The 20,830-nt window shown below is 60.7% G+C and carries 17 protein-coding genes; 3 read left to right on the top strand and 14 right to left on the bottom strand.

Annotated elements, in window-relative coordinates; translation table 11 throughout:
- Positions 1-12: 12 nt before the first annotated feature.
- Positions 13-288 (top strand): LysR family transcriptional regulator, encoded by a 276-nt coding sequence (locus ABFB52_RS04710; RefSeq protein WP_007953837.1) that lies wholly within the window; start codon positions 13-15, stop codon positions 286-288.
- 51 nt (positions 289-339) lie between these two features.
- On the opposite strand, the gene ABFB52_RS04705 is transcribed toward ABFB52_RS04710, so the two are convergent.
- The 7 genes from ABFB52_RS04705 to ABFB52_RS04675 all read right to left on the bottom strand — a co-directional run bounded on the left by ABFB52_RS04705 (position 340) and on the right by ABFB52_RS04675 (position 9,631).
- A complete protein-coding gene (locus ABFB52_RS04705) occupies positions 340-897 on the bottom strand; it encodes a chorismate lyase (RefSeq protein WP_129972414.1) in 558 nt (185 codons plus the stop codon).
- A gap of 74 nt (positions 898-971) precedes the next feature.
- Complete coding sequence (locus ABFB52_RS04700; protein ID WP_129972415.1) at positions 972-1,337, bottom strand: helix-turn-helix domain-containing protein; 366 nt, start codon at positions 1,335-1,337, stop codon at positions 972-974.
- A 130-nt stretch (positions 1,338-1,467) separates the two neighbouring features.
- Positions 1,468-2,919, bottom strand: a complete 1,452-nt coding sequence (locus ABFB52_RS04695; RefSeq protein WP_129972416.1) for an efflux transporter outer membrane subunit — start codon at positions 2,917-2,919, stop codon at positions 1,468-1,470.
- Between the two features lie 9 nt (positions 2,920-2,928).
- A complete protein-coding gene (locus ABFB52_RS04690) occupies positions 2,929-6,006 on the bottom strand; it encodes a MexW/MexI family multidrug efflux RND transporter permease subunit (RefSeq protein ID WP_085746844.1) in 3,078 nt (1,025 codons plus the stop codon).
- A complete protein-coding gene (locus tag ABFB52_RS04685; RefSeq protein WP_129972417.1) occupies positions 6,003-7,103 on the bottom strand; it encodes an efflux RND transporter periplasmic adaptor subunit in 1,101 nt (366 codons plus the stop codon). The genes ABFB52_RS04690 and ABFB52_RS04685 overlap by 4 nt, the downstream gene beginning before the upstream one ends.
- A 135-nt stretch (positions 7,104-7,238) precedes the next feature.
- The gene (locus tag ABFB52_RS04680) at positions 7,239-8,396 is read right to left on the bottom strand and encodes an oxidoreductase (RefSeq protein WP_129972418.1); all 1,158 of its coding nucleotides are present in this window, start codon (positions 8,394-8,396) and stop codon (positions 7,239-7,241) included.
- 230 nt (positions 8,397-8,626) lie between these two features.
- A complete protein-coding gene (locus ABFB52_RS04675) occupies positions 8,627-9,631 on the bottom strand; it encodes an NAD(P)-dependent oxidoreductase (protein WP_256656667.1) in 1,005 nt (334 codons plus the stop codon).
- 26 nt (positions 9,632-9,657) lie between these two features.
- Between ABFB52_RS04675 and ABFB52_RS04670 the strand changes: the two genes are divergently transcribed.
- Positions 9,658-10,794: an LLM class flavin-dependent oxidoreductase gene (locus ABFB52_RS04670; protein WP_085746841.1), complete on the top strand. Its 1,137-nt coding sequence runs from the start codon at positions 9,658-9,660 to the stop codon at positions 10,792-10,794.
- A gap of 36 nt (positions 10,795-10,830) precedes the next feature.
- Here the strand turns inward: ABFB52_RS04670 and rfbA are convergent, their stop codons facing one another.
- Genes rfbA through ABFB52_RS04645 form a run of 5 tightly spaced genes read right to left on the bottom strand, consistent with a single transcriptional unit; the run spans position 10,831 to position 17,253 of the window.
- Positions 10,831-11,754 (bottom strand): glucose-1-phosphate thymidylyltransferase RfbA, encoded by a 924-nt coding sequence (gene rfbA, locus ABFB52_RS04665; protein ID WP_129972420.1) that lies wholly within the window; start codon positions 11,752-11,754, stop codon positions 10,831-10,833.
- Positions 11,755-11,796: 42 nt separating this feature from the next.
- Positions 11,797-12,879, bottom strand: coding sequence for a dTDP-glucose 4,6-dehydratase (gene rfbB, locus ABFB52_RS04660; RefSeq protein ID WP_129972421.1), 1,083 nt, complete (start codon positions 12,877-12,879; stop codon positions 11,797-11,799).
- 54 nt (positions 12,880-12,933) lie between these two features.
- The gene (locus ABFB52_RS04655; RefSeq protein WP_129972422.1) at positions 12,934-15,111 is read right to left on the bottom strand and encodes a prenyltransferase/squalene oxidase repeat-containing protein; all 2,178 of its coding nucleotides are present in this window, start codon (positions 15,109-15,111) and stop codon (positions 12,934-12,936) included.
- A gap of 22 nt (positions 15,112-15,133) precedes the next feature.
- Positions 15,134-16,384, bottom strand: coding sequence for a hypothetical protein (locus tag ABFB52_RS04650; RefSeq protein WP_129972423.1), 1,251 nt, complete (start codon positions 16,382-16,384; stop codon positions 15,134-15,136).
- Positions 16,381-17,253, bottom strand: coding sequence for a DapH/DapD/GlmU-related protein (locus ABFB52_RS04645; protein WP_346836118.1), 873 nt, complete (start codon positions 17,251-17,253; stop codon positions 16,381-16,383). The genes ABFB52_RS04650 and ABFB52_RS04645 overlap by 4 nt, the downstream gene beginning before the upstream one ends.
- A gap of 663 nt (positions 17,254-17,916) precedes the next feature.
- Between ABFB52_RS04645 and ABFB52_RS04640 the strand changes: the two genes are divergently transcribed.
- The gene (locus ABFB52_RS04640) at positions 17,917-18,261 is read left to right on the top strand and encodes a cupin domain-containing protein (protein ID WP_007953863.1); all 345 of its coding nucleotides are present in this window, start codon (positions 17,917-17,919) and stop codon (positions 18,259-18,261) included.
- A gap of 94 nt (positions 18,262-18,355) precedes the next feature.
- Here the strand turns inward: ABFB52_RS04640 and mmsB are convergent, their stop codons facing one another.
- On the bottom strand, positions 18,356-19,243 hold the full coding sequence (mmsB, locus tag ABFB52_RS04635; RefSeq protein WP_085713193.1) for a 3-hydroxyisobutyrate dehydrogenase: 888 nt from the start codon (positions 19,241-19,243) through the stop codon (positions 18,356-18,358).
- 9 nt (positions 19,244-19,252) lie between these two features.
- Complete coding sequence (locus ABFB52_RS04630; protein ID WP_129972425.1) at positions 19,253-20,779, bottom strand: CoA-acylating methylmalonate-semialdehyde dehydrogenase; 1,527 nt, start codon at positions 20,777-20,779, stop codon at positions 19,253-19,255.
- Positions 20,780-20,830: the final 51 nt, after the last annotated feature.

Here is a 20,830-nt window from a genome sequence, read left to right as displayed (position 1 = left end):
AGGGATGTAACCATGCTATTCAATGAAGACAACTTCGCGGATATCGACCTGAACCTGATCATCATTTTCCTGGTGCTGTTCCGCGAACGCAGCGTGTCGCGCACGGCCGAACGTCTGCACGTCAAACAACCCGCCATCAGCGGATCGCTGGCACGCCTGCGCAAGCGGTTCGATGATCCGTTGTTTCTGCGTTCGTCGAGAACCATGCGCCCGACCTCGAAAGCCGAGCAACTGGCGCAAGCGCTGACGCCGGCCATCAAGCAGATCGAAGCGGTGATCCGACTCTGAAAACCGGCGAAAAAAAACCTGCGGGGGTTCGCTTCCGCAGTTTTTTTTTCATCAGGCCGACTTGAGCGCCTGAGCGTACTCGACCTGAGCCCAGAACGCTGGCAGGAAGCACTCGCTGACCAGCAGCGCCGAGCCATTGCGGGTGAAACGCGAACGCCGGGCCAGCAGACGTTTGGCCTGTGGCGCGAAGCGATAGGACAGCGCCGCCAACGGTGCGCCGGGCGGCAGCAAGGCACATTGGAAAGGCTCGCGCAGGGTCTGCTCCGAGGTGTAGAGAATCTCGGCCAGAGGTCGACGGCCATAACCGTTCAGATCCGCCCAGTCGCCATTCAGTGCCGACACGCTGGTCAGGCTGCGCGCGGTGACGCAGGCCTCGCCATCGAGTTTCATCACCACCTCACGCACCCAGCCGATGGTCGACGGCGGCACGTTCAGCGCTTGCGCTTCTTCAGGATTGAGCGGGCCATGGGACTGCTCGACGACTTCGATTGAATAATCGCCCATGGCTTTCAGACGTGGGGTCAATGCCCCGGGCAAAAACAGCCAGTGATGCTCGGAGCCGGTCAATTCCGACAGCGGTCGCGATGACCAGTAATGACTTGTATCCATACCCGCTCACACCTTCCTGGTGATGGTGAATTGTTGGTTGCCGTGGAAGGCCAACCCTTCACCGGCGGTGTCTGTCACTCGGCTCCGACTTCTTCGGTCACTTCGTGTTTGCTGATGACGCTGATGGTCTGTTCATCGGTCTTGACCGCCGCCAGCAGCGAGTCGAGCAATCCCGGAAAACGCACGTCCATGTCTTCACGACGCAAGGACAGCAGGTTTTCCCGACCGTAAGGGCGCTGCCAAATCAGACCGCTGTCACGCAGAACCCGCCAGTGGTGGGTCATGGTCGACTTCGATGCGCCCTTGAGGATCCGGCCGCATGGATGTTCCTGGCCATCGGACAACACTTTCAACACGGTCAGGCGTAGCGGGCTTCCCAATGCGTTCAGCACATTTTCCAGAAGGATCTGATCCTGATTGGGATGATTCGGGACGTTCATAGGTAGGTACCCTTGATGATATAGGCGGGAAAAATCCGGCTTGTATTCGTCTATACGAGAACAGTAAGACTATACACAAGATGCTTTTTCCCCGCGACAGCCGCCCCGAAGGCGGCGTCCCGCAAAACAACTACAAATCGCTGCTCTGCGCTGTCTCCAGCGCCGGCGTCTGGAACCCGCCGCCCAGCGCCGCCATCAACGAAACCGAGCTGTCGATGTGCTTGCTGTTGAGGAAGGCCAGGCGCATTTCGTCCTGAATCAATTGTTGCTCGATGTTAAGCGCATCGAGGAACGTGTCCTCCCCGGCCTTGTAGCGCGACTGCGACAGATCGTAAGACGACTGGGCAATCGAACAGGCATCGCGCTGCACGACGATCTGCTGCTCGAAAGAACGCAGCTGCGTGACCGAAATCGCCACCTCATGCAGCGCCGAATTCAACACCCGGTTGTACTGCGCGATGGAGCTGTCGAGTTCGGCATTGCCAGCCTTGAGATCCGAGCGCAGGCGCCCGGCATCGAAGATCGGCAGCGACACCGTCGGCGCCACATTCCAGAACTTGCTGACCCCGGCGAACAGCGCATCTCCCGTCAGTGCATGAGAACCCGCCGCCGCCACCAGATTGATGTTCGGGTAGAACGTGGTCTTCACCGCCTCGACGTTTTTAGTCTCGGCCTCCACGCGCCAACGTGCGGCGACGATGTCCGGACGACGGCCCAACAACTGGGCTGGCAACTGCGCCGGCAAGGCCACCACACTGGCTTGCAGATTCGATGGGCGCTCGAGCGTGTGCGCACGATCAACGCCTTTGCCGATCAGCGCCGACAACTGGAGACGAGCAATTTCAATGTCTTCGTTGGCGCCGATCAGGGTCGATTCCGAACGCGCCTTGAGGCTCTGCACCTGCTTGAGTTGCGACAGGTTGTCGAGGCCCGAGCCGTAACGTGAATCCGTCAGGTCAACCAGTTTGCTCAAGCGTTCGAGATCGCGCTGGTTGAGCTCCGACACCTGCCACGCATACGCCAACTGGTTGTAAGCCTTGACCACATTGGTCGCGAGAATCAGCCGCGACGATTGCAGGTCGACTTCCGCCGCCCTTGCGCTGTTGAGCGCCGACTCCCACGCGGCACGCTGGCCACCCCAGAGGTCGAAGGTGTAGCCGAAATTGACCGCCAGATTGCGTGCGGTGAAATACTTGTGGCCCTCGCCGCTGTAGTCCTCAAAGCGCGACAGCCGACCGCGAGTGACACCCGCCGACGCGTCCATTTCCGGATAACGCTCGGCGTCGCGCAGGTCGAGAAATGCGTTGGCTTTCGCGACCCGGGCAGCGACTTCCTGCAAGTCCGGGTTGCTGGCGTAAGCCTCTTCGATAAGAGCACCCAGACGTGGATCGCCCAGCGATGTCCACCAGTCCGCACGCGGCCATTGGGCCGGCGGCAACTTGTCTTTCAGGCTGTCGGACGGCGCATCGCCGACCGCCAGCAACTTGCCCTGATGATCGATCCCGGCGTAGTTCACACAACCGGCCGCCAACAGGATGGACGCCGCCAGCGGCGCCAGCATCAAACGTGTAATCGAATGCATGTCACGTCCTCACAGGATGGGTTGCGGCACACCGGCCGGTTCGGCTTCGGGTGCGTGGCTCGGTTGCTTGATCGAACTGAGCAGCGTGTACACCGACGGCAGAATGAACAGGGTGAACAAGGTGCCGATCAGCATCCCCACCACAATCACCAGCCCCAGGCCGAAGCGGCTGTTGGCGCCGGCCCCGCTGGCGAACAACAGCGGCGCAAGGCCGACCACCATGGCAGCGGTGGTCATCAGGATCGGCCGCAGACGCACCTGCGCGGCGTGCTGGATCGCCTGCACGCGGTCCATGCCTTGCTGGCGCTGCAACTCGTTGGCGAACGCGACCATCAGGATCCCGTGCTTACTGATCAGACCGATCAGCGTGATCAGGCCGATCTGGGTGTAGATGTTCATCGACGTCATGCCCAGCGCCAGCGGCACTAGGGCCCCGCAGATCGACAGCGGCACGCTGATCAGAATGATGAACGGGTCGCGGAAGCTCTCGTATTGCACGCTCAGCACCAGATAGATGATCACCAGGGCCAGGCCGAAGGTGAACGCCAGGCTGTTGCCTTCCTGCACGTATTGGCGGGCATCGGACTGCCAGTCGAAACTGAAGCCGGCCGGGAAACCTTCCGATTGTTTTTGCAGGAAGCCCACCGCATCGCCCAGGGTCACGCCCGGCGCCGGAATGGCCTGGAACGTGGCGGAGTTCTGTTGGTTGAACTGGGTCAGGCGATTCGGCTCGACCTTCACGCTAAGGGTGGCCAGCGTCGACAGCGGCACCGGATTGCCCTTCTGATCCTTCACGTAATACAGCTTCAGGGTTTCCGGGGTCAGGCGATCCGCCGACACAGACTGCGGGATCACGTCATAGGAACGGCCGTGAAACGAGAACCGGTTGACGTACTTCTCGCCGATCAGGCTGTTGAGCGTTTCGCCGATGTCCTGCATGCGGATGCCCAGGGCGTTCGCCTTGGCCCGGTCGACCTGGATTTCCACCACCGGGTTGTTGAAGTCCAGATCACTGTCGACCACCGCGAACAGACCGCTGGCTTGCGCAGCCTGTTTGAGCTGATCCATCACGTTGTACAGCGCCAGGTATTCCTGATCGCTGCGGATCACCATCTGCACCGGCAGACCACCGGTAGAGCCCGGCAACGGCGGCATCTGGAACACGAAAATGCTCGTGCCTTCGATCTGGTTCACCCGAGCCTGCAAGTCAGGCTGGATGGTGTTGGCATCGCGGCCGCGTTTTTCCCAGTCCACCAGGTTGATCCCGCCGACGCTGTTGGACAGACCGTCGGAACCGTTCGCCACCCAGTTGCTGTAACCCTCGGGGATTTCGTTGAAGGTCTTGTACAGCTCGTGTGCGTAGGCTTCGAGGTAGTTCAGGTTGGCGTGCTGTGGTGCCTTGATCGCGGTCAGCAGGATGTTCTGGTCTTCCAGCGGCGCCAGTTCGGTCTGCGCCGAGCGATAGAGGAACGGCAGGCTGAAGAAGATCACCAGCGCCACGCTCAGGCTGATCCAGCGCCGCGCCAGCGAACCGCCGAGCAGTGCGCCATAACGACGGGACAGGTACTGGAAGAACCGATCTGCCTTCACCGCCATGAAACCTTCGCTGGTTTTCGCGTCCAGCAAGCGGGTACTCATGATCGGCGACAGGGTCAGGGCGACGATGCCGGAAATCACCACGGCGCCGGCCAGGGTCAGCGCGAACTCCTTGAACAGCGTGCCGGTGAGGCCGCCCATCAGACCGATCGGCGCGTACACCGCCGCCAGGGTGAAGGTCATCGCCACCACCGGCCCGGCCACTTCACGGGCGCCGATCAGTGCCGCGTCGAACGGGGTCTTGCCCTCTTCGATGTGACGGTGGACGTTTTCCACCACGACGATGGCGTCGTCCACCACCAGCCCGATGGCGAGCACCATGGCGAGCAGGGTCAGCAGGTTGAGGCTGAAGCCGAACATCTGCATCAGCATCGCCGCGCCGAGCATCGACAGCGGAATCGTCACCAGCGGAATCAGCACGGTGCGGAACGTACCGAGGCACAGGTAGATCACCAGCACCACGATCACCAGCGCTTCGAGCAGGGTGTAGCTCACCTCGTCGATCGACGACTGAATGAAGTGCGCCACTTCGAACGGGATCTGCACGGTCACGCCCGGTGGCAGGGTTTCCTGGATCTGCGGCAGCAATTCACGCACACGTTTGACGATCACCAACGGGTTGCCGGTCGGTGCGGCGTCCAGACCGAGGAACAGCGCCGGTACGTCGCTCATCGCGCCGCTGGTGTCGGTGGAGGCGGCGTTGAGTTCCACAGTGCCAACGTCACGCACACGGATAATGTGGCCGTTGTCGTTGCGCAGCACCATGTCGCGGAAATCTTCGACGCTGTTCAGGTCGGTGTTGACCCGCAGGTTGCTGACCACGTACAGGCCTTTGACCTGACCGGGAGCCGCCTGGAAGTTGTTGCCCTCGATGGCCGCCGAAACGTCCTGCCCGGTCATGCCGTAGCCGGCCAGACGCTGCGGGTCGAGCCACAGGCGCATGGACAGTTTCTGCTCGCCCATGATGTTGATCTTGGCCACCCCTTCGATGCCGGCGAACATCGGTTCGACGACGCGGGAGATGTAATCCGACATCTCCGGAATGGTCAGGTTGGAACTGGCAAACGCGACGTAGGCCACGCTGGTGAAGCCGCCGGAAGTGCGTTCCACCACCGGATCGTACGCATCCTTCGGCAAGCGGTATTTGATCTGGTTGACCTTGGCCATGACCTCGGTCAGCGCCGCGATGGAATCACTGTTCAGTGCCATGCGGATCGTCACCTGGCTGCGGCCCTGGGTCGAGGTCGACGACAGATAGTCGATGCCCTCGACCGAGGCCACGGCCTGGCTGATCGGCTGCGTGACGAAGCCTTGCATCAGCTCCGAAGAGGCGCCGGGGTACTGGGTCGTGACCGTGATGGTCGACGTCTCCAGCATCGGGTACTGGCGGATCGGCAGGTTCATCAGCGCGCGCACCCCGAACAGCAGGATCAGCGTGCTGACCACCACGGCCAGCACCGGGCGGCGAAGAAAGAGGTCGGTGAAATTCATTTTTCCAGCCCACTGAGTTTAAGAGCAATCGTGTCCGGCACGCCTTCCACCGCCACGCCGTCGTGGAGCTTGAGCTGGCCGGACGTCACCACTTGCACGCCTTCGGTCAGGCCCTTGTCGACCACCGCCCAGCCATCGCGGCGCTCGCCGACCTTGATGCTTTCGCGCTTGACCTTCTGCACGCCGGACTCGTCGGTGTAGACCGAGAACACGCTTTCGCCGTAGGCGTTGTAGGTGATCGCGGTTTCCGGAATCAGCAGCTCGGCGGTCTGCGGCAGGGTCACCGAGACCCGTGCGTACATGCCGGGACGCAGGCGTTTGTGCGTGTCGGTGATGACCGCTTGAACGTTGATGGTGTGGGACTGGTTGATCTGCGGATCGACCGCGACGATCTTGCCGGAGAAGGTCACATCACCCCACGCATCGACCTTGGCCTGCACGGTCTGGCCCAGTTGCACTTGCGAGCCATCGCGCTCGGCGAGGGTGAAGTTGACGCGCAGCACGCCCGGATCGGTCAGGGTTGCCACCGCGCTGCCGGCCTGCAGGTATTGGCCCAGGTGCGCCTGGCGAATGCCGAGGGTGCCGGCGAACGGCGCACGGATATGCCGTTGAGCGATCTGCGCCTGCATGCGCTCCATGTCGCCTTTGGCCGCGTCGTATTGAGCGCGGGCACTGTCGAAGGCGCGACGGCTTTCGGCGCCGGTCTTGGCCAGTTCCTGGACCCGGGCGAACTGGGCCTTGGCCGATTCGTACTCGCCTTTCAGGCGAACCAGTTCGCCTTGCTCCGGCGCATCGTTGAGCTTGAGCAGCACTTGCCCCGCCTTCACTTCATCGCCGGACTCGAAATCGATGTCCACCACTTTGCCGCTGACTTCAGCCGACACCAGCACCTGACGCTGGGCTTCGAGTTTGCCGATGGCTTCGAGGTAGTAGGTGTAGGGTTGTTTCTTGACCACGGCCAGACCGACCCGGGTGCTGGGGATCCGTTGCTCGGCAGCCGCCGGTGGCGGCGACCAGAAACGCCAGCCCAGTGCAGCGGACAACACCACCACAAGAATAATAAAGATCAGCGACTTGATAATGTTTCGAGCAAGCATGTGGCACTCCCTTGACTCTTTGCTGCGAGCACAAAAGTTTGAGTTTTAAGAAAATAAAGGTGCAACTAAAAGCGGGCGCGTTATCGATCCCTGTGAACTTTCACTTGTAAACGCGCCCGCTTTATTTATCCGCTGTTACGCCGCGGCCAGTACGTTGGTTTTATCCAGGTAATACTTGCCGATACCATGCAAGTTCAAAGGCGACAACGTGAAGTGCTTCGAACCGGTGTGAATATCGCGGAAGCAACGCTCCAGGAAGTGCGACTTGTAGACGGCTTTGGAACCGGCCATCGAGTAGATCTGGTTGACCGCATTGACCGAGTTCTCGGTCAGCACCGAGGCTGCCAGGCCGACACGGGCGCTGACCGGTTCGCCGATGGTTTCACCCCGGTTGATCACCTGATGGATCGCATCTTCCAGCAGCAGTTGTGCGGTATGCACCGAGGAGATGGCGCGACCGGTCTTCTCGAAGATCACCCCTTCCAGGCCCGGGTCGGTGTTCACGGCGCGGTCATTGCGGAAATGATCGACCGCCGCTCGGGCCACGCCCAGTACGGTGGACATCGCCGCCAGGGTGCCGAACTCGTAGTAACCGGTGGCATAGGCCCGGGAATTGCGCGCTTCGGGGGATTGCTTGAGGGTTTCGACATCCAGCGAGAAAGACTTGTGGACGATCACGTTGGAGCACTGGAAGTGATGGCTGCCGGTGCCGCGCATGCCCAGAGTGTCCCAGGTCGGCAGGATGGTGCACTGGCTGGCGGGCACGAAGAACATCCGCACTTCCGGATTAGTGTTGTTTTCGGTGCCTTTGACGGTGGCGGTGCAGACCAGCCAGTCGGCGTGGGCCGAGCCGCTGGCGAACGCCCATTTGCCGCTCAGCAGGTACTCGTCGCCCATCGGCAGCGCTTCGCCACCGGAGTGGATGGCGCCGATCACGAAACCGTCGCAGTGGTTGTAGATCGCTTCGGAAGTGGCTTCCGGCAGGTAATCCGACAGGCGCCCCATCGCCACTTGCACCGCCAGCTGCCAGGACAGCGAAGCGTCAAACCGGGCGAATTCCAGCAGCAGGGCCGAGGTGGTCTGGATATCGACCTGGGATCCGCCGAACGCCTTGGACACCGAGGTACGGCCAAAACCGTCCTTGAAGAATCGGGACATCACATCCTTGTGCGTCGCGTTGGTCTGCTCGCTGTAATCGCGGTGCTGAATAATCAGCGGATTCAGTGCACGCACCTTCTCGAGCCATTCATTGGATTCGGAGGGAAGGCTGTTCCATTGCATTAGATTTTTCATAACGGCTCCTAGCTATTATTTATTTACGATCAGCAGACGAAAAAACAGACAGAACTTTTTATTGTTGTTAAACCCCGATAAAAATGTACGTCTACAGTCGTACATTTGACAAGCACTATTATCAGACTTCTTTCATTTCCCAAATAAAAGAGCAATTACTGTCCGACAATAACGCGAGGCGCAAGAGGCCACGTAACTTGCGAACAAGTTACGTTGCTTGAATCTTTTGATTACTTCACGCCGGCACGCCGGTCACTGACTTTCGACAGTGAGGCCCAGTCCTGATCGGCCTGACCATGGGCCATGCCGTCCAGCAGGTTGTCCCTCAACACGCTGGCAAACGGCAGGGGCACCTGGGCCGCTTCACCGGCCTCCAGCGCCAGGCGTACATCCTTGAGACCCAGCGACAATTTGAAACCGGCCGGCTCGAATTTCTCATCGACCATCAGCTTGCCGTAGCCCTGATAGACCGGCATGGCGAACAGGGCCGAGGTGATCATCTCGATGAACGCCTCGCGACTGATACCGTAGCCGCCGGCCAGGGTCGAGGCTTCGGCCATGGATTCGATTGCCGAGGCGATCATCAGATTGGCCGACAGTTTGGCGGCGCAGGCCACTTCAGCCGTGTCGCCGAGCGTCCAGGTCTTGCGCCCCAGCACATCGAACAGCGGCTGCACCCGGGCCAGTGCTTCGGCGGGCCCGGAGGCGAGAATATTCAGATTGCCGGCAGCCGCCACATCGACCCGCCCCAGCACCGGTGCCGACACGTAACCGACGCCGCGTGTTTCATGCACGGTCGCCAGTTCTCTGGCCAGCGCCACGGACACCGTGGACATGTTGACGTGCACGCTGCCGGCCTGCAGACCGTCCAGCGCCTTGGCGTCGAAGAACACCGAGCGGATTGCCGTGTCATCGCCGAGCATGGAAATCAGCACCTCGGCCTTCGCCGCCAGCGCCGGTGTCTCGACAGGTTCGGCGCCGGCCTTGGCCAGTGCTTCCAGCGGTGCCGACGAACGATTCCACACGCGGACCCGATGCCCGGCTTTCAGCAGGTTCAGCACCATCGGTGCGCCCATCGTGCCCAGACCGATAAATCCCAGTTCCATGTCGCGTTCCTCTCTCGATGAGGTCTTCAAGTCCGTTTGTGCAATGACCCGTGTTTGCGATTGTACGTGTACAGGCGTACATTTCAAGTGCCGCGACGATTCATTCTTCGCGGCAAGGGTTTCAAACACACCTTTACCCAAGGCAAGGAGGCTTTATGCAATTCGGGATCTACACCGTTGGCGACGTCACACAAGACCCTACCAACGCCCGTACCCCCAGCGAATCCGAGCGCATCCAGGCCACCCTGCAAATTGCGCAGAAGGCCGAAGACATCGGGCTGGACGTGTTCGCCACCGGCGAGCACCACAATCCCCCGTTCATCACCTCCTCTCCCACCACGCTGCTGGCCTACATCGCAGCCAAGACCCAACGCATCATTCTCTCGACGTCTACCACCCTGATCAGCACCAACGATCCGGTGCGTCTGGCCGAAGAATATTCGCTGCTGCAAAACCTCTGCGGCGGCCGTATGGACCTGATGCTCGGCCGGGGCAACACCGCGCCGGTCTATCCCTGGTTCGGCAAGAGCATCGCCGACGGTCTGCCACTGGCGATGGAAAACTATCGCCTGCTGCACCGGCTCTGGCGCGAAGAAGACCTCAACTGGAGTGGACGCTTTCGCACTCCGCTGAAAAACTTCACCTCGATCCCGAGGCCCCTCGATGACCTGCCGCCCTTCGTCTGGCACGGCTCGATCCGCACCCCGGAAATCGCCGAGCAGGCCGCGTATTACGGCGACGGTTTTTTCGCCAGCCACATCCTCTGGCCCCGTGAGCATTTCATGGCGCTGGTCGAGTTCTACCGCGCGCGGTTTGCCCATTACGGTCACGGCACGCCGGAGCAGGCGATCGTCGGTCTCGGCGGGCATATTTTCATGCGTCGCAACTCGCAGGATGCACGCCGTGAATTCCGCCCCTACTTCGACAACGCCCCGGTGTATGGCCACGGTCCATCCTTGGAAGAGTTCATGGAGATGACCCCGCTGGCGGTTGGCAGCCCCCAGGAAATCATCGACAAGACCCTGACCTTCCGCGAGTACTTCGGCGACTATCAGCGCCAGCTGTTCCTGTTCGACCATGGCGGCATTCCGCTGAAGACCGTGCTGGAACAACTCGACATGTTCGGCAAGGAAGTCTTGCCGGTGCTGCGTGAAGAAACCCGCAAACGCCGCTCGCCGCTGGCGGCCGAAGCGCCGACACATGCCAATCGCCTGGCCCGGTTGCAAACCCTGTCGGCCGATCCGCACGCCACGGCCAAAGCTGCACAACTCGACAGCGTGACCGGCCACTGAACCTGTGGGAGCGAGCACGCTCACTCCCACACTTGATCAGGCAGCGCCTTTCAACGGGCGCTGCGCATCCATCGCCACCACCACGTCATCGTGGATCAAACGCGCCAGATACTGACCGTAACCGGTCTTGCTCATGCTGCCCGCGTGCACCAGCAATTGCGCGTCGTCGATCCAGCCCTTGTTGTAGGCGATCTCTTCGAGGCAGGCGATTTTCAGGCCCTGGCGTTTCTCGATGGCCTGCACGAAATTGCCGGCCTCAATCAACGCATCGTGGGTTCCGGTATCCAGCCAGGCCATCCCACGACCCATCACCGATACGTTCAATTTCCCGCGTTGCAGATAGACGTTGTTGACATCGGTAATCTCCAGTTCACCTCGCGGCGATGGCTTGATGTCGGCGGCAATCTTCAGCACTTCGTTGTCGTAGAAATACAGGCCGGTGACGGCATAGTTGGACTTCGGATCGCTCGGTTTTTCGCAGATGCTCAGGGCCTTGCCGACAGCATCGAATTCCACCACGCCAAAGCGCTCGGGATCGGCCACGTAGTAACCGAACACCGTAGCGCCTTCATCACGCGCCGCCGCTAGCAGCAGGGTTTCGCCGAAGCCGGCGCCGTAGAAAATGTTGTCGCCGAGCACCAGGCAGACGTTGTCTTCACCGACGAATTCGCGACCGATGATGAATGCTTGAGCGAGACCGTCCGGGCTCGGTTGTACCGCGTAGCTCAGGCTCAGGCCCAACTGGCTGCCGTCGCCGAGCATGCGCTGGAAGCCCGGCAGATCTTCCGGGGTGGAGATGATCAGGATCTCGCGGATTTCCGCCAGCATCAGCACCGACAGTGGGTAGTAGATCATCGGTTTGTCATACACCGGCAGCGACTGTTTCGAGACGCCCAGGGTGATCGGGTGCAGACGCGAACCGGCGCCGCCCGCCAGCAGAATTCCTTTGTACTTGGCCATGCTTTTTTCCTTTCAAGCAGTGAGATTTGAATGACTGAATGTTCAAGCCACGAGGGCTTCGTCGCGTTGCTCGCCGAGGCGCTCCAGCGCGTAGGCACCGGACATCACCCGCACCCACCTGGCGCGGTTGTCCAGATACCAGTCGACGGTTTTCTGCATGCCGCTTTCGAAGGTTTCCTGCGGGGTCCAGCCCAGCGTTGCGTGGATTTTCCCGGCATCGACGGCATAGCGTTTGTCGTGGCCCGGACGATCCTTGACGAAGGTGATCAGGTCGCGGAAGTGCGCGACGCCCGCCGGCTTTTCCGCACCGCGTGCCTCAAGCAAATCGCACAGGGTGTGCACCACTTCCAGGTTGGTCTTCTCGTTGTGGCCACCGATGTTGTAGGTCTGCCCGACCTCACCGAGCGTGACCACCGCATACAGTGCGCGAGCGTGATCTTCGACAAACAGCCAGTCGCGGATCTGCGCGCCATCGCCGTACACCGGCAACGGCTTGCCTTGCAGCGCATTGAGAATGACGTGAGGAATCAGTTTTTCCGGGAAGTGATACGGCCCGTAATTGTTCGAGCAATTGCTCATCACCACCGGCAGGCCAAAGGTGCGATGCCAGGCGCGGACCAGATGATCGGAACCGGCCTTGGTCGCTGAGTACGGCGAACTTGGCGCATACGGCGTGCGCTCGGTGAACGCCGGATCTTCGGGTTCCAGGTCGCCATACACTTCATCGGTGGAAATGTGATGGAAACGGAACGCCGCCTGTCGCGCCGCGTCCAGTCGGTTCCAGTAACCACGCGCCGCTTCGAGCATCGTGTAGGTGCCGACGATGTTGGTTTCGATGAAGGCTTGCGGGCCATCGATCGAGCGGTCCACGTGGGACTCGGCGGCCAGGTGCATCACCGCATCCGGTTGCAGGCGCGCGAACAGTTCGTCCAGCGCCGGCTTGTCGCAGATGTCGACCTGGCAGAACCGGTAACGCGGCGAATCGGACACATCGGCCAGCGATTCAAGGTTGCCGGCGTAGGTCAGTTTGTCGACGTTGATCACTTCACATTCGGTCTCTTCAATCAGAAACCGCACCACGGCCGAGCCAATGAAGCCCGCGCCCCCTGTCACTAAAATTTTCATCAGCGCCTCCCCTGGCAAAATGATGACTTAACGTCCTTCGATGCAGTGTGCGGGTCAGTTCAACAACGCGACCCAGTATTGCGACAGCCCTTGTTCGAGAATCAGCAGTGTCTGGATGCAGACGAAGCTTTCGTCAGTGGTTGCCGAGGTTGCGTTGAGCGGGCCGAAACCACCGTCCTGCTTCTGATGGGCAGCGATCCAGTCTTTCGATTCCTGCAGATACGTCGGCTGCGCGTCGAGCAGATACATCGCCGCGATGGCCATGTAAGTACCCACCAGGCTGACCGCTTTGCCCGGCCGGTAATGGAACGAGCCGTTGGTCAGTTGCAGCTTTTGCAGCCAGGCGACGGTTTGCTCGGCATCGACGATGCGGCGGTTGAGAATGAACAGCGTCGACACCACGCGGTACACCGAAAACGCGTCCGGCGGATAACCCGGCTTGTTGGCGAAACCGCCATCGGCCGAGCGGCAGCGCAAGGCAAACGCCATCACGCGCTGCTCGCCCAGCGCCTTCGCCTCAAGCGCATGCAGCGACAGCACCGCCAGGTTGGTGTGCCAGATGTCCGAGCCGAAACCCGGCACATCGCCGAACCCGCCATCGGGGTTTTGGCACGCTTGCAGGTAACGCACGCAACCGCCGATATCGTTCGGCAACGCGCCCAGCACTCGCAGCGACAGCACCGCGCAGTAGGTCGCGAACACATCGCTGAGATGCCCCGGTTGCTCGGCAAATCCGCCGTCGGTGTTTTGCGAGGCCCTGATGCAATCGATCAGGCTGGCCTTGTTTTCGATTTGCAGACCCAGCGCATGCAAGTCCGAGATCACGTGCAACCCGGAGAACACCTGCCAAGTCTTGTCGGCACGGAACCCCAGTGGCGCGGTTTCGGCAGTCAGCCCGTAAGGCGTTTCATTCGATGCCCGAGCCTTGGCCAGCCAAGCCAGATAACGCTGCAGATCGACATTGATGGTCGGCACGCCATTCGGATGAATGCGCTGCACATCACCACCGCCATCGATCACTTGCAGCTCACGGTTTACCAACGCCGCATCGTCATGATGAGTGACGGCAGCGGCCGGTTCGATGGACTGCAAGGCGTGGGCCGCGGCGAGCTGGGTTTTCAGACTCTTCAGGTGCAACGGCAGGTACGTCAGGTTGCCGATACTGAAAATCCCCGGCTGACGCGGCGGCGCCCAGAACTGGCGAATGAACGGCACGGTCGGGTCATCCGGGGTCGACCAGAAATAGCCCTTGCCCATGAACAGCCCGCCATTGCGGGCGTCGTGAAACTCCAGCAACGCTGCCGTCACCGAAGCCCGGTCGGCTTCGCTCGCGCCGGACGGCAAGGCTTGAATCGCCTGCAACAGCAACGCCACGTCGTAGGCAGTCTTGATCGGAAATGGCGACTCGTGATTTTTGTACGAAGTGTGCCAGTCGCAACGCACTTTGCCGTTGATCCCGACCCGATCCCAATACCCGCCGTACGCCGGATCGCGGAACAGCGCCAGGGTTTGCAGCAGGAACGAACGGGCCAGATTCGACAGCGCATTGTCGTCCCGCGTATCAGCCAGTTGCGCCAGCACCAGGCTTACCTGAGCCCGCACACCGCAACGGGTCAGCGCCACATCGACACAGGATTGGCTGTCGCTGCCGGCCACCCGGCCGATCAGGTTTTCTGCATGAATCTGCAAGTGCCCGACCAAGCCGAGACCCAACGGCTGATTGTCGATACGCGCCAGCAAGGCCGTGGCGCTGATGTCGAGATCGATCGAGGTCGCGAGCTCCAGCGGAGTCGACCAGTCGCTGCTGTACAGGCCGGCGACCGTGGAACGGGCGTAGAGCGCTCCGACCTTTTCCAGCAGGCCGTGGATCGCGGCATTGTTCGCCGCGTCCTGCGGCACCCGGCGCTGATAGGCAATCAATGCCGCCAGCGCATCCAGTTGCAGCGCCAGCGTGCGGCAGCGTCCGGAGCCGTGCGGCGTCCAGTAGCGGTCGGCGAGCTCATGGAAACCGCCATTCGAAGCATCATGCAAACGCATCAGCCCGTCATGGGCAAAACGCAGTTCGACATCGTCGCCGTGCTCGGCCTGGTAGAGCGTCGCCGCGACCTGATCCTGCAACTGCTTGTCGCTGGAAATCGCAACCTCGCCACTGGCATCGGTCACGGCGAAAAAGCCGCCGTGGCCGATGTCCTTGAGGCCTTGATCAAATTGAAACTGCGGATGCAGTGACATGGTGAATCCCTCTTCCTTGAGGTTAAGCGGCTTTGCTTTCAGTCAGCGACACAACGCTGCCCTGGCACAACTCAATGATGCGCGTCGCGGCGCGGGCGGCACCTTCGCCATCCGGCGCGGCCACTTGCTGATGCGGCGCGTAGTAGGTCGATGCGTCGGTGTCTTTTTCCAGTTCGCCCTGGATCAGTTCGACGATCGCATCGCGGTCGTGGCCCAGATGCGTCGGGAAACCCAGCAGCTCCAGACGGCGCAGCGCTTCGAGTTCGTGGTACTCGGATTTGGACGGCAGCACGAACAGCGTCGGAATCTGGAGTGCGGCGATTTCCGTCACGGTGATCCAGCCCGGCGCCGAAATCAGCAGGCTGGCTTCGCGCAGCAGGCCCATCCAGTCGGGGTAGTACGGCACGCAGACGACGCCGTCCTGAGCCTGGATATCCTGACGGCCGAGTAACACCAGTTTCAGTTCCGGATTGCGCTCGCGCAGGATCTTGAAGCTGTCCAGATACGCAGCGAGCAGCGCATCCTTGTTCTGGGCAAACATCGTGGTGCCGCTGATCGAAGCCACAATGAACGGCGAGTCGCCGAGGTTCAGTTGCTCGCGCACGTTCAAGCCGGTCTGCACATTGATGTCGCGGATCATCGGGCCGACAAAATGCGCCTTGCCGCTGACCAGCGCTTCGGCCACCGGCGTGCCCTGATCGAGGGAAGCCACGTACGGTTTGTCGGTCAGCACCAGTTGGCTCTGATTGATCATCCAGTTGAACTGGCTGTGCAGCGCGGTGCGGGCCCGGGCCATTTCCAGCGCGTTGACTTCGAAACCGCCGTCGGCCAGATCATGGTCTTCGAGCTGGCACAGGGTGAAGTCGTAGCGCTCGGTGACGAACACCAGCGGCGTACCGCTGAAAATCGCGGCCAGGCAGGCGGCCATGTTGTAGTCCGACACCAGAGCGGTCGGTTTGTACTCGGCGATCAGGGCCAGGTAAGACAGAATCCGCTCGCCGGACAAGAAGGTATTGGCGATATAACCGCCAATGAAATTATTCCAGTCGAGTTCTTTCGACAAGTTGCTCTTTTTCGAGTAATCGACCAAACGACCGGCAATATCCACAACTTCTACGCCAGACTTTTCGAACATCGGCGTGAAGGTTGGCTGCAAGGAAGCCAGTGCAACGGTCAATGGCATGTCCGGACGCTGTTTCTTGATCGCCTGAGCGATGGACAGCGCGCGCATGTTGTGACCGGAACCGGTTGGATTGGGGGCAAATAAAATCATTCCTGAATCTCCATTAGTTGAACAACGCCATGAACCACAGTGTTTTCCAATACATCCCTTATAACCACCGAGTACGGCTTGATAACGGCACCGTCACCAATATTCAGTGGACCTACCAAGATGGCGCCCTCGCCAATAACGCAACGACTTCCAATGCGCACCGGTGCCTCCTCCCAAGGCAGTGAGCGGAATGAATGATCATGGGTGGAGGCAACGATCGTGACCCCCTCGGACAACTCGCTGAAAGCACCGACGGATACGCCGCCGGCCGCCTCGATAACCACACCGGCCGCGAGTCGCGCGCCGGTGCCCAATTCGATGCCACCCAGTTGCGACATACCGCCCTGACGGCTGCTGCGCCCGATCAGGATGCAGTCCCGGGCGATTTCCACCGACGCCCCGCCGCGCAATTCGGCATCGATCAGGGCGTCGTCGCTGATGTCCCAGGTCTGGGTGTCGGGGTTCAGCGACTTGAGCCGCGCGACCGACTGCGTGGACCGATCGAGCATTGACGGCAAGCCTTGGCGCGCCCGGTCCCGGACTTTGGCCAGCACCGGTTCCGGGCTCGGTCGGCCGTCCTCGACCACGGTGCGCCGGGCAATGACCCGCGCCGGACGACCGACGACGATTGCGTCCGGCGGCACATCCGCTGTCACCAACGCGCCAGCCGCCACCACGGCCCCGGCACCGATGGAGACACCGGCAGCCACGGTGGACTTGGCGCCCAGCCAGACGTTTTCGGCAATCCGAACCGGCGACTGCGCCGTCCCCAGGCATTGGGCACCGGTGGCGAACATGCTGGATTTACCGATGGACGCGTGCTGCAAATCGCACCTGAAGCCGATGAAGCAGTCATCGCTTATCTGCACATTTGTCAGGCGACTGCCGACACGCACCCAGACGTGCCGACCAAGTTCACTCGCACTATCAACAATTGTCGAAACTTCAATTACGTTTATGTCGTCCACAATAAAGCCTCATTCCATTGATGCCGGGCACATAAAAATTCGATAGGCGTGCGTATCCCGCAGATATAAATCCGCCAGCGCACAAATAATAATTAACTGTTTATTTAAGGCTTCTACTCAAAGCACGCGAGACATTGCGTCCGCGCCGCTTATTAACTGTCCGGTTCATTCAACTGTCATTATTCATTAACAACAGGTAGAAGTTCACACTTGAGCCAAGAGCCAAGTCAGTTTCGAGATGAGAAAAAGCCGATTCAAGTCTGTCCGTGACTCAGGTTAAGCTCCCTTTGGAGGAATAGTTCTTTAGTACGAATGTTATAGTACAGACGATTTTGTTTTGCAATAGGTGTCAGAATGGTTATCTCGTTTTAGTCTAAAAATTGATTGAACTTTTATGGTGCACGCTTGTACCAAAACCTTCTTATATGCACAGCGTTGGTGCAATTCGGTAGATGCGCAGATCTCCTCAGCGCTTACAGGCATCTGGAGGTCGACCCAAGACATTCCAACAGCACCCGCGAAGGCTACGGTGACGGCTCCAACTCCCTTTGGCCTGGAGCCGTCATGCCCGCACCTATCACCGTTCTGCGCGACACCCATCCCCTGCCCGTACTCGACGCCTGCAAATGGGAAAAACTCGAGGGCGACCCGCACACCGTCAACCTCAACGCCTACACCAGCGAAGACGGCAGCAAGATCATGGGCACGTGGATCTGCACGCCGGGCAAGTGGCGGGTGGATTACGTGAAGTGGGAGTACTGCCATTTCCAGGAAGGCTACTGCGTGATTACCCCGGACGGCATGGAGCCGATCCATCTGCGCGCTGGCGACATCTTCGTGGTCGAGCCAGGCATGAAGGGCACCTGGGAAGTGGTCGAGACAGTGCGCAAATATTTCGTGTTCGCCTGATACAAAAAAGCCGGGAAACCACCCGACGTGATTTCCCGGCAACACCTACTGCATCTGAATTGCAGACCTGCGACGAGCGCAGGCCTGACGACGATTACTGCGGCTTGCGATAGCTGTTGATGATCGCCGAGAAGTCCTTACCCCCTTCCCCGCGCTGACTCATCGCCTGATACAACTGCTGCGCCACCGCGCCCAGCACCACCGGCTGATGGGCCTGACGCGCCGCTTCGGTGGCCAGCCCCAGATCCTTGAGCATCAGCTCGGCGCCGAAGCCACCGGTGTAACCGCGCGAGGCCGGCGCCGTTTCGACGATCCCCGGCCACGGGTTGTACATTTCCGAACTCCAGCAACGCCCGGTCGAGCTGTTGATGATCCCGGCAAGCACGCCGGTGTCGATCCCCAGCGCGTCGCCCAGGGCCATCGCCTCGCTGACGCCGACCATCGAAATGGCGAGCAACAGGTTGTTGCAGATCTTGGCGATCTGGCCGGTGCCGACCTCACCGCAATGCACGATGTTGCGGCCCATCTGCGCCAGCACCGGTTGCAGGGTGGCGAACAGTTCAGGAGTGGCGCCGACCATGAAGGTCAGCGTCCCGGCCGTGGCGCCGCCAGTACCGCCGGACACCGGTGCATCGGCCATGGCCACGCCTTGTTTGGCGGCCGCCGCTGCCACATCGCGTGCGGTCTGCGGATCGATGGTGCTGCAATCCACTGCTGGCACGCCTTTACCGATCCCGGCCAGCACACCGTCCTCACCGAGCCAGACGCTGCGCACATGCACCGCCGCCGGCAGCATGGTGATCACCAGTTCTGCATCTTCAGCGGCCTCGCGAGCCGAAGCGCGGATAGTGCCGCCCAGTTGCTCGAGTTCCGCCAGCACGGTTTTGTTCAGGTCCACCAGATTCAGCGAATGCCCGGCCTTGATCAGGTTGCGCGCCATCGGCGCGCCCATGTTGCCCAGACCGATAAATGCGATTTTCATGGCCATTCCTCAGCGCAGGTTGATGGTGGTATTCACGCCGTCGTTGACGCTGTCGTCATCGAACCAGCGCGCCGTGACCGTTTTGGTCTGGGTGTAGAACTGCACCACTTGCTTGCCGTACGGGCCGAGGTCGCCGAGTTTCGAACCGCGCGAACCGGTGAAGCTGAAGAACGGTACCGGCACCGGAATCGGGATGTTGATGCCGACCTGGCCAACGTCGATTTCAGTCTGGAACTTACGCGCCGCCGCACCGCTCTGGGTGAACAGGCCGGTGCCGTTGCCGAATGGGTTGGCGTTGACCAGCGCGATGGCCTGATCGAGGGTGTCGACTTCCAGCACCACCAGCACCGGGCCGAAGATTTCCTGGGTGTAGATCTGCATGTCGGTGGTCACCCCGGAGAACAGGGTCGGGCCGACAAAGTTGCCTTTCTCGTAGCCCGGCACGCTGATGTCGCGACCGTCCAGCTCGAGTTTGGCGCCTTCCTTGATGCCGCTTTCGATCAGATCGAGAATCCGCGCCTTGGCCTTTTTCGAAATGACCGGACCGACATCGGTGCCCGGCTCGTTGCCGGCGTTGACCTTGAGTTTCTGCGCCAGCGCTTTCAGATCCGGCAACCATTCTTTGGCCGCACCCACCAGCACCACCACCGAGGTGGCCATGCAACGCTGACCGGCCGCACCGAAACCGGCGCCGACCAGCGCATTGAGCGCTTGCTCGCGATTGGCATCCGGCAGCACCACCGCGTGGTTCTTCGCGCCCATCATCGATTGCACGCGCTTGCCATGCTTACCGGCCAGGTCATAAACGTGGGTGCCGACGGCGGTCGAACCGACAAACGAAACCGCCTTGATGTCCTTGTGGGTGCAAAGGCCATCGACCACGTCCTTGCCACCATGGACGACGTTCAAAACACCGGCCGGAATGCCCGCTTCAATCGCCAGTTCCACCAGCAACATGGTCGACAGCGGATCCTGTTCGGATGGCTTGAGGACGAAGGTGTTGCCGCAGGCGATGGCCATCGGGAACATCCACAGCGGAATCATTGCCGGGAAGTTGAACGGAGTGATGCCGGCGCAAACGCCGATCGGCTGGCGCAAGGTGTAGGTGTCGACGCCGCCGGCCACGTTCTCGGCGAACTCGCCCATTTGCAGGCTGCCGATGGAGCAGGCGTGCTCGACCACTTCCAGGCCACGGAAAATGTCGCCTTCGGCATCGGCAATGGTCTTGCCCTGCTCGGCGCTCAGCACCACGGCGATGCGTTTGGAATGCTCACGGATCAACGCCTGCAGCTTGAGCATGATGCGCATGCGCGCGCCGATCGGGGTCAGTTTCCAGGTCTGGAAGGCGCGCTGTGCGGCGCTGACGGCGGCGTCGACTTCAGCGGCGGTGGCGAACGGAACCTTGGCCAGAACCTGCTGGGTCGCCGGGTTGACGATGTCGTGCCACTCGGTGGTCTGCGACTCGACCCACTCGCCGTCGATCAGCAGCTTGACCTTCTGGATCGTGGTTTCGTTGGGCGTAAGCGATGCGTTCATGCTGGTCTCCAGAACTTGTTTTTATCTTAGGAGCCAAGGCGAAAGGTTCGC

This window comes from Pseudomonas sp. 9.2(2024) (genome assembly GCF_039695385.1).
In the GTDB taxonomy this organism is placed as follows: domain Bacteria; phylum Pseudomonadota; class Gammaproteobacteria; order Pseudomonadales; family Pseudomonadaceae; genus Aquipseudomonas; species Aquipseudomonas paraglycinae.
Note: the sequence above shows the minus strand (reverse complement) of the source record. Positions and strands in the feature narration are given on the sequence as shown.